The 11,478-nt window shown below is 72.6% G+C and carries 14 protein-coding genes and 1 pseudogene; 6 read left to right on the forward strand and 9 right to left on the reverse strand.

What is annotated here, in order from left to right; translation table 11 throughout:
- The 5 genes from G6R25_RS16505 to G6R25_RS16525 form a co-directional block, all read left to right on the forward strand.
- Positions 1-236, forward strand: a 236-nt coding sequence (locus G6R25_RS16505) for a zinc ribbon domain-containing protein (RefSeq protein ID WP_163553714.1), incomplete at its 5' end; no start/stop codon positions are given.
- Positions 237-309: 73 nt separating this feature from the next.
- Entirely contained in the window at positions 310-1,077 is a 768-nt protein-coding gene (locus G6R25_RS16510; RefSeq protein ID WP_163553715.1) for a response regulator transcription factor, read from the forward strand.
- 6 nt (positions 1,078-1,083) lie between these two features.
- Positions 1,084-2,646 carry a sensor histidine kinase gene (locus G6R25_RS16515; protein ID WP_163553716.1) on the forward strand — a complete coding sequence of 521 codons (1,563 nt, stop codon included), beginning with the start codon at positions 1,084-1,086 and terminating at the stop codon, positions 2,644-2,646.
- 120 nt (positions 2,647-2,766) lie between these two features.
- Complete coding sequence (locus G6R25_RS16520) at positions 2,767-3,528, forward strand: SDR family oxidoreductase (RefSeq protein ID WP_163553717.1); 762 nt, start codon at positions 2,767-2,769, stop codon at positions 3,526-3,528.
- A 97-nt stretch (positions 3,529-3,625) separates the two neighbouring features.
- A complete protein-coding gene (locus tag G6R25_RS16525; RefSeq protein ID WP_136447936.1) occupies positions 3,626-3,913 on the forward strand; it encodes a zinc finger-like domain-containing protein in 288 nt (95 codons plus the stop codon).
- 274 nt (positions 3,914-4,187) lie between these two features.
- Here the strand turns inward: G6R25_RS16525 and G6R25_RS16530 are convergent, their stop codons facing one another.
- From G6R25_RS16530 to G6R25_RS27565, 8 genes and pseudogenes are all read right to left on the reverse strand, one after another.
- Positions 4,188-4,637, reverse strand: a complete 450-nt coding sequence (locus G6R25_RS16530) for a VOC family protein (protein ID WP_136447935.1) — start codon at positions 4,635-4,637, stop codon at positions 4,188-4,190.
- A complete protein-coding gene (locus G6R25_RS16535; RefSeq protein ID WP_163553718.1) occupies positions 4,585-5,004 on the reverse strand; it encodes a RidA family protein in 420 nt (139 codons plus the stop codon). Before G6R25_RS16535 ends, G6R25_RS16530 begins: the two co-directional genes overlap by 53 nt.
- On the reverse strand, positions 5,001-5,420 hold the full coding sequence (locus G6R25_RS28995) for an alpha-hydroxy-acid oxidizing protein (protein ID WP_268904160.1): 420 nt from the start codon (positions 5,418-5,420) through the stop codon (positions 5,001-5,003). The genes G6R25_RS16535 and G6R25_RS28995 overlap by 4 nt, the downstream gene beginning before the upstream one ends.
- A gap of 157 nt (positions 5,421-5,577) precedes the next feature.
- Positions 5,578-6,021: pseudogene (locus G6R25_RS30675) on the reverse strand (alpha-hydroxy-acid oxidizing protein); the annotation flags it as partial.
- Between the two features lie 26 nt (positions 6,022-6,047).
- Positions 6,048-6,953 carry an ABC transporter ATP-binding protein gene (locus G6R25_RS16545; protein WP_235948739.1) on the reverse strand — a complete coding sequence of 302 codons (906 nt, stop codon included), beginning with the start codon at positions 6,951-6,953 and terminating at the stop codon, positions 6,048-6,050.
- On the reverse strand, positions 6,953-7,891 hold the full coding sequence (locus G6R25_RS16550; RefSeq protein WP_163553719.1) for an ABC transporter permease: 939 nt from the start codon (positions 7,889-7,891) through the stop codon (positions 6,953-6,955). Before G6R25_RS16550 ends, G6R25_RS16545 begins: the two co-directional genes overlap by 1 nt.
- The gene (locus G6R25_RS29000) at positions 7,891-8,136 is read right to left on the reverse strand and encodes an ABC transporter substrate binding protein (RefSeq protein WP_328591904.1); all 246 of its coding nucleotides are present in this window, start codon (positions 8,134-8,136) and stop codon (positions 7,891-7,893) included. Before G6R25_RS29000 ends, G6R25_RS16550 begins: the two co-directional genes overlap by 1 nt.
- Positions 8,022-8,942, reverse strand: a complete 921-nt coding sequence (locus G6R25_RS27565; protein ID WP_268904161.1) for an ABC transporter substrate-binding protein — start codon at positions 8,940-8,942, stop codon at positions 8,022-8,024. The genes G6R25_RS29000 and G6R25_RS27565 overlap by 115 nt, the downstream gene beginning before the upstream one ends.
- A gap of 195 nt (positions 8,943-9,137) precedes the next feature.
- On the opposite strand from G6R25_RS27565, the gene G6R25_RS16560 reads away from it, so the two are divergent.
- Positions 9,138-9,737 (forward strand): TetR/AcrR family transcriptional regulator, encoded by a 600-nt coding sequence (locus G6R25_RS16560; protein ID WP_163553720.1) that lies wholly within the window; start codon positions 9,138-9,140, stop codon positions 9,735-9,737.
- A gap of 139 nt (positions 9,738-9,876) precedes the next feature.
- Here the strand turns inward: G6R25_RS16560 and G6R25_RS16565 are convergent, their stop codons facing one another.
- A complete protein-coding gene (locus G6R25_RS16565; protein ID WP_336501698.1) occupies positions 9,877-11,370 on the reverse strand; it encodes a PstS family phosphate ABC transporter substrate-binding protein in 1,494 nt (497 codons plus the stop codon).
- Positions 11,371-11,478: the final 108 nt, after the last annotated feature.

Below are 11,478 nucleotides of genomic sequence, written 5' to 3' on the forward strand. Positions count from 1 at the left end.
GCCGGGAATGGCTCAGTGCCTGCGGAGGGATCGAGAAGAAGTCGCGCGAGAGCCAAGCCGTCTTCTCCTGTGTCCACTGCGATTTCACCTGCAATGCGGACGTCAACGCTGCACGGAACGTCGCGGCAGGACAGCCCGTTGCGAAACGGGCCGGGCGCACCGCCCGTGCCGGAGTGCCGACGGCGCGCAGGCGCCCGAACGTCCGTGAACCTCGACACGAAGCCCCGGTTTCGTAGTTGGAATCCCGATCCTCCAGGACCGGGAGGATGTCAAATCGCCCTCACATCCGCCGGGTCCTACGATCGGCCCATGCGGGTTCTGGTCGTGGAGGACGAGGTGCGCACCGCCGCGGTGCTGCGCCGGGGCCTCGTCGAGGAGGGGTATGCCGTCGACGTTGTCGGCGACGGGATCGACGCCGTCTGGCGGGCCACCGAGACTGCCTACGACGCAATCGTTCTCGACCTGATGCTGCCCGGCATCGACGGCTTCGAGGTGTGCCGCCGGCTGCGCGCCGGCCATCGCTTGGCACCGGTGCTCATGCTCACCGCCCGCGTCGACGTCGACGACCGCATCCGCGGCCTGGACGCCGGCGCCGACGACTACCTGCCCAAACCGTTCAGCTTCGGCGAGCTCACCGCCCGGCTGCGCGCGCCGGTCCGCCGCGGTGCGGCGCACCGGCCCGTCGTGCTGCGCGTCGGCGCGGTGGAACTCGACCCGGCCGGCCACCGGGCCTGGCGCGACGGGGCGCCCGTGGACCTGTCCGCGAAGGAGTTCGCCCTGCTGCTGTGCCACCCCGACGAGGTGCTCACCCGTACCTACATCACCGAGCACGTCTGGGACGACGCCTTCGACGCCACGTCCAACATCGTCGACCAGTACGTCCGCTACCTGCGCCGCAAGATCGACCGGGTGGGTGACCCCTCCCTCATCGAGACCGTCCGGGGCGTCGGCTACCGGCTGTGCGTCCCACTCGAGCGGGCCGCCGCCGACTGCGGAGCGGATGTCCGCGGAGCCGACGTCCGCAGAGCCGACGTCCGCGGACACCGGACGCCGCCGGCCGGCAACGACGGGAGGTAGCCCGGCGTGCCGCTGCGGGTCCGGCTGACCCTGCTGTTCGCGTTCGGCACCGCGCTGGTCCTCCTGCTCGCCGGGTTCCTGTTCTACCTGCTGCTGCGGGCGAACCTGCGCGACGCCGTCGACGCGGATCTGCGCACCCGGGCGGACGTGCTCAGCGTGCGCCTCGCCGACCGGTTCGCCGCCGGCGGCGTGCCGCCTGGACGCCCCACCGGGAACGCGACGGCCCTGCTCGCCGGGGGCGGTTCGATCGCGCAGATCCTCACCCCCGACGGGCGGACGATCGCCTCCTCCGACGATGCCGGCACCCGTCCGCTGCTGACCGGTGACGAGCTCACCCGGGCGCGCTCTCGGCCACTGTGGATCAACGGTGAGGCGGGCCGGGCCCGCGGCGTCGGCGAGGCCCGCCTGTACGCGATCCCGGTGCACACCGCCACCCCCGGCACCGCCACCCCCGGCGTCGCCAGTAGCACGATGATCGCCATCGTCGGCACGCCGACCCATCTCACCGACCGCGCCGAAGACCGGGTGCGCAATGTGATGGTCACCGCGACGGCGCCGCTGATCGCGTTGGCCGGCCTCGCCGCCTGGCTGCTGTCCAGCGCCGCGCTACGCCCGGTGGACCGGATGCGCCGCCAGGCCGCGGCGATGGCCGCCTCGGACCTGGCCATGGTGCATTCCGCACCCGGCAACCCGGCTGACCGCGAGGCGGACACGGGATTCCAGCTCGCGGTGCCCCCCACCCGCGACGAGATCGCCGCCCTCGCCCGGACCATGAACGATCTGCTCGGCCGGCTGCACGCCGCCCGCGCCCGCGACCGCGCCTTCGTCGCCGACGCCGGCCACGAGCTGCGCACCCCCCTGACCGTGCTGCGCGCCGAACTGGAACTCGCGGCCCGGCCGGGGCGCTCGGCGGCGCAGCTGCGCGAGGCGATCCACACCGCCGGCGAAGAGACCGAACGGCTGATCCGCCTCGCCGAGTCCCTGCTCACCCTCGCCCGGATGGACGGGGGCCGTGTGCGGCGCGGGCCCGTCCCGCTCGACGAGGTACTCGACCGTGCCGTGCGGGCCGCCGCCGGCTACGCGGACTCCCGCGAGCTGTGCCTGACCGTCGCCGTGCCCGCAGCCGACCGGCCGCTGACCGTGCTCGGCGACCCGGACCTGCTGCGCCAGGCCGTCGACAACCTGCTCGCCAACGCGGCACGGCACGCCCCACCCGGCAGCGCCGTCGAACTGCGCGGCGACCGCGCGTCCGGGCACGCCGACGGGCCACCCGACGTGGTCGTCATCCGGGTCCGCGACCACGGCGCGGGATTCCCCGCCGACTTCCTGCCGCACGCGTTCGAACGGTTCCGCCGCGCGGACGCCGCCCGCGGCCGCGGCGACGGCGGCGCCGGACTCGGCCTGTCCATCGTCGCGGCGATCGCCGCCGCGCACGGCGGCACCGTCGAGGCCGTCAACGCCCCCGGCGGTGGCGCGCTTGTCACGATCATCTTGCCCGTCGCCCCCGGCTCGCCTGCAGGTGCGCAACCCGCGGTGCCACACCGCCCTTCCATCCACTTGGAGTCATGATGTGGAGGCGCTAAGTGCGCAGGCTAGGGGCGGCGGCGTGTCACGGATCGGCGGGCCGCCCCGTCTGCCTCCGCAGGGCGGTCAACCGGCCCGCCCTGGTACGAAGGGGAGAGATCCACAGTGCAGATCGTCGTCATCGGCGGGACCGGGCTCATCGGCGCGAAGCTCGTGCGCCGGCTGGTCGGGCACGGGCACACCGCGATCGCCGCCTCGCCGAGCTCCGGCGTCGACACCCTGACCGGCGACGGGCTGGCCCAGGCGCTCACCGGCGCCGAGGTCGTCGTCGACGTGTCCAACGCGCCGTCGTTCGAGGACCGGGCCGTGCTGGAATTCTTCCGGACGTCGACGGCGAACATCCTCGCCGCGGCGGCCGCCGCCGGCGTCGGGCACCTGGTAGCGCTGTCGGTGGTGGGCACCGAGCGGCTGGCCGCCAGCGGCTACTTCCGAGCCAAGATCGCCCAGGAGGAGCTGATCCGGCAGGGCGGCCTGCCGTACTCGATCGTCCGGGCGACGCAGTTCTTCGAGTTCGTCGCCAGCATCGCCGACGCCGCCACCATGGCCGGCGCGGTCCGCCTGGCGCCGGCGCCCGTCCAGCCGATCGCCGCCGACGACGTCGTCGCCGCCCTCGGCGTCACCGCCGCCGCCGCACCGGTGATGGGCATCGTCGAGGTGGCCGGCCCGGAGCAGTTTCGCCTCGACGAGTTCGTCCGCCGCCACCTCGCCCGCCGCGGCGACCCCCGCCCGGTGGTGGCCGACCCGCAGGCCCGCTACTTCGGCGCCCGGCTGGACGAGCGCACCCTGCTCCCCGGCCCGGACGCCCTACTCGCCCGGACCCGGTTCGAGGACTGGCAGGCTCTCACTGGCGCCGCCGCCGGACGGTAACAGATCCGACTGTTCCCATGTCGATCCTGTCACTTCTGCTGATTCCGGGGTTACGGTCGATGCGGTACGGCGTCGTTTGCGGACGGAGGGCAACCTTATGGTGTGGAACAAGCGGGGGAACACCGACGGCGGGGCGTCGTCGGGCAGGGGTGGCACGAAGCGCGGCGGCAAGCCGCCCGTGGTCCGCGACGACAGCGACCCGGACAGGCGGAAGGCCGGCGGCAACACCGGGGACAAACCGGTCGAGTTCGGCACGTGTTCCGCCTGCGACGGCAAGGGAGAGGTGGAGACGGGCCGGCAGGAGTTCGACGAGGACGGCCGGTTCGCTGGGAATGCTGTCACGAAGTGCACGGCGTGTGGTGGCAGTGGGCGGGTGAAGAAGTGAGCGAGGACGTCGGCGCGGCGAAGATCGTGCCGATGATCTCTGTTACTGCCTGTCGGCAGTGCCGCCGGGCCCGCGGCGCGGCACTCGCTGGCGTCCGGGGTGTCCGGGCATCGTCCAAGGACGGTTCCGGACGCTGCCCTCACGGCCTGGTGGACCGGACGGTCTGGGCTCCAGGCGAAGGGCCCGGTTCCGAGCCGCCGGAGGATCCCACGACGCCAGAAGAACGCCGCCGCGGGGCGGTATGAGCCCTGACCCGTCTCCGGGGAACGCGGTCCTAACGCTGGTCGCGGCGCAGCGGATGCTCGGGCGGGATCTCGACGACCACGATGGGGATCGCGTCCGGGTCCTCGATCCACATCTCGTCGAGCCCCCACGGTTCCCGTTGGGGCGCGCGGACGATCGGCACCCCCGCGGCAGCGAGCCGGCGATGCTCGGCGGCAAGGTCGCGCACCTGCAACCACAGGCGGACCTGCGCCCCGGTCCCACCCGCCGGCTCACCCGTGCCCCGAGCTTCGGCCGCGTCGCCGGGGGTCGCCGCGCGCGTCGGGCGCTCCGCGCGGCCGGAGACCTCCAGCAGGCTCTGCCCCAGGAAGAACACCAGGCCGGGATCGTCCGGCGGCCCGAACTCACGGTAGATCGCAAGCCCCAGGGTGTCCCGGTAGAAACGGCGGCTACGCCCCGGATCGGTCGGCCTGATCAGGATGCGACTGCTGAGAACCTCCATCCCGACAGTCTTCCCCCGCCGCACGGCCCGCGGTCACTGCGTCCGCACCTCCGCGGGGGCGCGGACGGCGATCGCCTGGAGTTCGACGAGCACGACGGGGAGCGCGAAACCGGTCACCAGCGTGGTCCGGGCGGGCCAGGTACGCCTCTACCCGCAACGCGTACTGCAGGTCGCTGCCCGCCTCCCGCAGGACGTCGCGCAACGCCTGCAGGGCGCCGTCGAGCTGGCGCCGGATGTCCGGCGTGGTGGCGGGCGTCATGCCGGGGAGCAGCAGATCCGGGCAGATCACGCCGGAGGTGACGACGAGGTCGCCGTGGCAGGCAGCGCCCGAGATCGACGGCAGTTGACCGGGCACCCTTGTGATCACGGCCGGCTCCGCTGAAGGGCCTCGGGAGTCAGCTCGGTCACCGACCCGTGCCCGAGCAGGGTCAGCACGGTGACCATCTCCTCCCGCAGCAGGGTGAGGACGCGGGCCACCCCGGCCTCGCCGCCCGCGGCCAGACCGGCGGCCAGCCGGCCGATGATCACGGCACGCGCGCCGAGGGCCAGAGCCTTCACGGCATCCGTGCCGCAGCGCACCCCGCTGTCGAGCAGGACCTCGATGCGGCCGTCGGCGGCGGCGACGACCTCGGGGAGCTGGTCGAGCGCGCCGGGCGTGCCGTCGAGCTGGCGCCCGCCGTGGTTGGACACGAGCACGGCGGCGGCGCCGGCGTCGATGGCGGCGCGGGTGTCGTGCGCGGTGAGGATGCCCTTCGCGATCCACGGCAGGTCGGTGTGGTGCATCAGCCGGGCCAGCCGCTCCCAGGTCCAGACGGGTTCGTCGCGGGCGAAGAACTGGCCGAAGACGTCCTGGGCCGCGACGTCGCCGCCCGGCGGGGTAGTTGCCGGTGATCATCCGTAGGTCGACGGTGAAACGGTTGCGCAGGTTGCGCTCGCGCCAGCCGGCGGTCGGACAGTCGACGGTCACGCACACGGCCGCGTAGCCGGCGCGTTCGATCCGCTCCAGCATGCGCACGAAGTTGTCTTCGGTGCCCATGGGATGCAGCTGCGCCACGCGCGCCGCCGCCGGGGCGGCCTGGGCGACGCTCTCGATCGAGTGGGTGTCCGCCTCGGGCACGATGCTCAACGTCCCGCACCGGGCGTTCGCCCGGGCCACGGCGAGGTGGCCGTCGGGGTCGAAGAACCCGTCGGTGCCGAACGGCGCCGTCAGCACTGGCAGGTGCATCGGCAGGCCGAGCACGGTGGTGGCGGTGGACGGCAGCGGGTGGCCGGTCATCACCCGGGGGCGGAACTGCCAGCCTGCGAACGCGTCGCGGTTGGCCCGCAGCGTTGACTCCTGCCCGGCGCCGCCGGCGAGGAAGTCCCACACGTCGCGGGGCAGCACCGCCTGCGCCGCCGCCCGGATTTCCGTCAGCGTCGGGAACCGTCCGGCGATCGGATCGCCCCTCTCGCCCCCGACCAATCCGACCCCGTCCGATGGGATCTCCGTCTGGCCGACCCCGGCCGCGGCCGGGGTCGGGCCCCCTGCTCGATCAGCGCGCTGCGGTCGCTCAGCGCGTCGCCGGCGCCGGTGATCCTGTCGATCAGCCCGCTTACCGTCATCTCGGACTTCTCCGTCCCGTCGTAGTCCGCGATTACCCGGCCCCGGCTCATCACCAGCAGCCGGTCGCCCAGGGCGAGCGCGTGATCCATGTTGTGGGTGATCATCACCGTGGTGGCGCCCAGCTCGCGCACCAGCTCGGTGGTCAGCGCGAGCACGGTGGCGGTCGTCTCCGGGTCCAGCGCCGCCAGGTATTCGTCCAGGAGCAGCACCGACGGTGCGCTCAGGGCGGCCATCACCATCGTCAGGCTCTGGCGCTGGCCCGCCGAAAGCAGCCCGACGCGGTCGGCGAGCCGGTTCTCCAGCCCGAGGCCCAGGCCGGCGACGTGCTCGCGCATGACGGCGCGACGCCGGGCGGTCACGGCGAACCGCAGCCCGCGCGACCGCCCGCGGGCCATCGCCAGCGCCAGATTGTCCTCGATGGACAGCTCCGGCGCGGTGCCCGCCCGGGGGTCGTCGAAGACCCGGGCGATCCAGCCGGCGCGGCGGTGGTCGGGCAGCCGGGTGACGTCGCGGTCGTCGAGGTGGATCCGGCCGCGGGTCGGGCGGGCCGCGCCCGAGATCGTCTGGATCAGGCTCGACTTGCCGGCGCCGTTCGTGCCGACGACGGTCACGAACTGCCCGCGTTCGAAGGTGACGCTAAGATTGCGCAGCGCCACCACCTCGTCGACCCGGCCGGCGTTGTAGATCAGGTCGATGTCGGCCAGCCGTAGCATCAGGCGGCCTCCTGCCGGGCCGGTGTGGTTGCCGAACGGGCGTTGCGGGCGAGCATGCGGGTGAGGCCGCCGAGAGCGCCGAGGTAGCGTTCGGCCGCGATTGCCACGAGCAGCGTCAGCGCCGTGACCCCCCGCAGGTCGCCCGCGGGCAGCCCCACCCGCAGCGCCGTCACGAGGACCAACCGGTAGGCCAGCGTGCCGACCAGCACGCAGCCGACGATGCGCACCAGCTTCGACCCCGACGGCCGGACGAACAGCTCGCCGAGCAGCACCGCCCCGACCCCGGCGACGAAGGTGCCCCCGCCCATGTTGACGTCGGCGTAGCCCTGGTACTGCACGGCCAGGCTCGCCCCGAGCCCGGCCAGGCCGTTGGCGAGCACGAGCGCCAGCACGGTCAGGCGGCGGTCGTTGACGCCCTGGCTGCGGGCCATCCGGGCGTTGACGCCGGTGGCCCGCAGCGCCAGTCCCAGCTCGGTGCGCAGGAACAGGCCGAACGCGACGAGCACCGCGGCGACCACGCCGGCCATCACCCCGGACGTGGCGAGGTCGGCCTGCCGGCCGGACAGCGAGCCGAAGCCACTGAACAGCGTGCCCACCGTCCCGAGGCTGAGCGTGGGGGTGTCGAGCACGTGCAGGTTCACGCTGAACAGCCCGATGCTCATCACCAGGCCGGCGAGTAGCACCGGAACCCGCAGCAGCAGGTGGATCAGCGCTGTGACGCCGCCGGCGGCGGCCGCGCCGGCCGTGCCCGCCAGCAGGGCGAGCCAGCTCGGCCAGCCGTGCACCAGCGTGAGCGCGCACACCGCGCCGCCGAGGACGAAGCTGCCCTCGACGGTGAGGTCGAAGTCCGCGCGTAGCCGGAAGACGGTGTAGATGCCGAGGAACACCGGGACCAACGGCAGGCCGGTCACCAGCATGTCCAGCAGGATCTGGGTCATCACTGGACCGTCGCCGAGGTCAGCAGGTCCGGTGGCAGCGTGATCCCGAGTTTGGTCATGGTGGCCTTCTGGACGGTGAACTCGACCCCCGACGGCTGCCCGAAGGCCACCTCGGCGGCGGGCGTGCCCGTCAGCACCTTGGCGGCGGCGTCGGCGGCGAGGCGGCCGAGGGTCGGGTAGTCCGGGCCGATGCTGGCCAGAATGCCCGCGACGGTCGCGTCGCCGCCGCAGACGTAGACCGGCAGCCGGCCGCGGCCGAGCCGACGACGGGCAGCGCGGACAGCACGGTGGCGTCGGGTCCGATGAGCTCGGCGTCGACCCGCCCGGTGAGGCTGCGGGCGGCACTCGGCACATCCTGGGCGCCGGAGATCGTCGACTCCACCACGCTCACCCCGGGGTACTTCGCCACCGCGGCGCGCAGCGCCTTGATCCAGACCTGCATGTTCTGGTTGGACGGGTCGTAGATCGTTCCGATGCGCTTCGGCGCCGGACTGATCTTCATGATCGACCGCAGCAGGACGGCCGGGCCGACGTAGTCGACGCTGCCGGTGACGTTCTTACCCGGCCGTTCGAGGCTCTGCGCGACCTTCGCGCCGACCGGATCGCCCATCGCCAGGGCGAAGACGGGCTTGTCCTGGGTCTGCTGCGCCAGGGCGACGACGGCGGGGGTGCCGATGACGGCGACGCCGTCGGAATCGGACTGCGCGAAACCCCGGGCGATACTGGTGATGAGGCTCTGGTCATCCTGAGCATTCTTCACGTCGGAACTCACCGGTCGCGGCGCGAGTTTTGTTTTCAGTTCCTGCTCGAAAGCGGCCACGGTCTGGTCGATGACGGTCGCGCTGGCGAGCTGGAGCACGCCCACGTGCACCGTCTTCGCGGTGGCGGCGGAGGAGGCGCCGGCGTCCGCCGGGGAGCCGTCGCTGCCGGATGATCCGCAGGCTGCCAGGGAGATCGCGGCGGCCAGGCAGGAGGCGACGGCCGGCGCGAGAACGCGTCCGCCGCGCCGGCCGCGGACGCGAGGCCCGGGTGTCAAAGCGGTAACGGTCATGTGACCATCACTTTCAGGGAGCCGGTGAAAGGGGTTGTTTCGGCGATCTCCTCGCAGACATGGGAAGATCTTCGCGTGTTCCCAACGTCTTGGGGTGAGCCCGGATGGCTGTCAAGGCGCGAAACATGAGATCAACTTCCCAGGTTATGGGTTAACATTGATGTCGGTGCGCGTCGACGCGACGAGGGGGAGCGGATGGTGGGTCCGAGACCGGGACTGCGGCGGGACACCCAGGAGACCCGCGACCGGCTGCTGGCCGCGGTCGGTGAACTGCTCGCCGAGTCCGGCCCCACGTTCGGCCTGCCCGAACTCGCCCGCCGCGGCGGCGTGGCCACCGCCACCGCCTACCGGCACTTCGAGACGATCCACGACGCGCACCACGAGTTCCTCCTGCAGCTCACCGACCGGCTCACCGGTCGGCTGCAGTCGGTGCCGCCGACCTGGACCCCCCGCCGGCGCTTCGATGCCGCCTGCGAACGGTGGGCCGAGCAGGCCGCGGACTGGGGCCCGGCCGCGGTGCACATCCGCAGCTGGCGGGGCTTCCTCGAACGCGTCCACCTCGGCGACGAGCCCACCGGCGCGCTCTACGCCGCGCTCGAACCGATCGTGCGCGACCTCATCGACCAGGGAGAGCTGCCCGACCAGGACGTCGAGTACGCCGTGCTCGTCTGGATCACGACGTTCGACGAGCGGGTGATCGTCGACCTGCGCGAGTCCAAGGGCTGGCCGGTCCAGCGCCTGGCCCGCGTCCTCGGCCGCAGCGTCCTGTCCGCCCTCGGCGGCACCCCCACCTGACGTGGCAGTCGCTTATCGTCCCGGCCACGTCCCGGCCACGCGGAGTCCGCCGGCCGGAGGCTGAGATCATCCTCCTGGCATCTCCCCGCACTGCCGGTTTCCGGGCTGAAGCAGGGCAGGCGGCCCTTGGCCGCCAGTATCACGTCCTGACCGCTGCCCCTGGCCAGATAGTTGCGGAAGCTGGCGACGAGGGAGCCCGCGGGCGGCTCTCACCGTAGGTGTAGGCGTGTTCGATCTCGACGAAGGGATAAAGCGGACTGCCGGCGGTCGCCCCGTCCACGGGCGCACGTCCGTCCAGGGCCAGGGTGTGCAGCCCGTGGACGGCGCCGGCAGCCTCAAGCTCGCCGTACCCGATGGCGCCCGGCACCGTGGCGACGGTACTCAGCACCCCCTCCGTGTCGTCGCGCTCACAGCGGATAACCCTGTCCCGGGGGGAGCTGGTGTGCAGGCAGTCCTGGGAGGTGAGGGCCGGTTCGCCGACTCCGTCGAGGATGCGACTCCGGAACACGTCCCGGGTTCCGGAGTCGGCACCCCGGCTCACGAGCCGGATGGGCAGGTCCGGTCCGCCGAGCTGGTTCCAGTTGGCGATGTCCCCCCGGTAGATGCTCCGGATGCTGGTGCTGGTGAGCCCCGGCAGCGGTACCTGGTTGTTCACCACGACGGCAAAGGTGGACAGCGCGACCGAAAGCCCGGAGAGGTGCGCGCGGCTCTCCGGCTGGCCGTCGTAGACCGTGAGGACGGTCGGGGACCCGCTCGCGGCAGCCGCACCCGCCTTCGTGAGGTCCTGCACCCCCTTGTTGCTGCCCTGCGCAGCGACCGTGACCGTCGAACCTCGGCAGTCCGTCTGGTATCTCCGGGCGACTTCCTGCACGACAGGCGCGAAGGCCGTGGAACCGTTGACGGTGAGGCGTCCCGTGGCGCAGCCGAGGGGAGGCGGGGTGGGAGGGCGGATCGCCACGGGGGCAGGGACGGCGTCCTGGCCCGAGACAATGATGACCGCCAGAGCGACGATGCCGAGGGTGAGCCCAATGATGATCGCGCGGGAGAATCGGCTGAACAGGGGCGACTTGTCGTCGACCGTGGTACTCCGGTTGCGCGCGACGACGCCGTCGCGGATCCCGCCGGTGACCCGGACCTCACTGCCGCCGCTGCCGCCGCTGAGCAGCACCAGCAGCTTGTAATGCTGGCCCCGGTTGAGCGGGACCCGGGGGAGGTGGACCGTGTCGCCGTCGTGCGCCATGCCATTCGACGGCGTGAAATGGTCCAGGAGGTGCTCGTCTTCGGGCTCGGTGACGGCGACCCCCCGGACGATCCGTTCGGTGAAGACGGCGGCGAGCCCGTGCAGAGCACGGCGGGTGTAGTCGGTGTCGGCGATGCTCTGCGCGCCGTCGTTCGCGATGCGAAGGAGGACGAGGGTGGCATCGGACATGTCGGGGAGGTCGCTGAACAGGCCGAGCCGGATGTCCGCCCGACCCCGCCCGTGACGGTTGTCGCGGCCGATGGGCATGTCCATCTGCACGCGGTAGCCGATCCGCCGGCGGCGCAGCACCCGGCGCTCATACCAGACGCCGGCGAAGGAGGCCACGACGCCGAGCACGGCGGCGAGGATGGCCACGACGTTCTGAGCGTTCAACCAGTCCACGTGCCCGTTCACCCCGATGTGCGTTAACGGCTCAATGTGGCGATCTGATCACCGTAGGGGGTACCGCGGAGGCGGACGGGGCGTGGTCGGCCCGGTCGG

Origin of the sequence: Candidatus Frankia alpina, assembly GCF_902806485.1 — a bacterium.
Lineage (GTDB): Bacteria > Actinomycetota > Actinomycetes > Frankiales > Frankiaceae > Frankia > Frankia alpina.

What these genes read in the sequence shown, in the direction of transcription:
- G6R25_RS16510 (WP_163553715.1), top strand. Translation starts at nt 310, where the DNA reads ATGCGGGTTCTGGTCGTGGAGGACGAGGTGCGCACCGCCGCGGTGCTG.
- G6R25_RS16525 (WP_136447936.1), top strand. Translation starts at nt 3,626, where the DNA reads ATGGTGTGGAACAAGCGGGGGAACACCGACGGCGGGGCGTCGTCGGGC.
- G6R25_RS16530 (WP_136447935.1), bottom strand. Translation starts at nt 4,637, where the DNA reads ATGGAGGTTCTCAGCAGTCGCATCCTGATCAGGCCGACCGATCCGGGG.
- G6R25_RS28995 (WP_268904160.1), bottom strand. Translation starts at nt 5,420, where the DNA reads ATGCACCACACCGACCTGCCGTGGATCGCGAAGGGCATCCTCACCGCG.
- G6R25_RS16545 (WP_235948739.1), bottom strand. Translation starts at nt 6,953, where the DNA reads ATGCTACGGCTGGCCGACATCGACCTGATCTACAACGCCGGCCGGGTC.
- G6R25_RS16550 (WP_163553719.1), bottom strand. Translation starts at nt 7,891, where the DNA reads ATGACCCAGATCCTGCTGGACATGCTGGTGACCGGCCTGCCGTTGGTC.
- G6R25_RS27565 (WP_268904161.1), bottom strand. Translation starts at nt 8,942, where the DNA reads ATGACCGTTACCGCTTTGACACCCGGGCCTCGCGTCCGCGGCCGGCGC.
- G6R25_RS16560 (WP_163553720.1), top strand. Translation starts at nt 9,138, where the DNA reads ATGGTGGGTCCGAGACCGGGACTGCGGCGGGACACCCAGGAGACCCGC.